We start from the raw sequence: 562 nt of genomic DNA on the forward strand, positions 1-562 counted from the left end.
CTTTTGAAACTATGAAGCCTAGAAGGCGACCAGTCCTTACAGCGAAGATGCACTTATTGGGATTCAATCGAATTTGGTAGTGTATACATCATTCGAGAATCATACGGAGGTGCTTGGGGTGGTCTACTCTCTTGCGAGAATGGCCGGCAAGATCATCCAAGAAAACCTCCATAATCTTCTTAAGATCATGGAAGGCGTAGCTCATGGCTCGTTGAAATGTAGCTCCGGCATTTTTAAGGCCGAAGGGCATTTTCCGATATGCAAAAATTCCCCATGGACAAATGAATGCCGTCTTATGTTGGTCCATGAGTTTGATCTGAATCTGATTATAGCATGAGAAGCCATCCATGAATGAAAAAATCTCACTTCTCGCACAAGCATCCAAGATCTGATAGATGAATGGCGTGGGGAAGTTGTCTTTGGGACATGCGCGGTTTAAATCTCGGAAGTCAGTACATACTCGAATGGTGCCTTGTTTTTTGTTGACGGGAACGGGGTTGGAAACCCAGGTGGTATAGGCAATAGGGTAAATGAATCCTGCGTTGCGAAGCTTCTGAATCTC

General features: G+C 44.7%; 1 protein-coding gene. It reads right to left on the reverse strand.

Annotated elements, in window-relative coordinates:
- Positions 1-88 precede the first annotated feature (88 nt).
- Positions 89-562 (reverse strand): reverse transcriptase family protein (locus tag DC363_RS16610; RefSeq protein WP_146180822.1); only part of this gene is annotated, 474 nt, incomplete at its 5' end.

This window comes from Thalassorhabdomicrobium marinisediminis (assembly GCF_003072065.1).
Classification (GTDB): domain Bacteria; phylum Pseudomonadota; class Alphaproteobacteria; order Rhodobacterales; family Rhodobacteraceae; genus Octadecabacter; species Octadecabacter marinisediminis.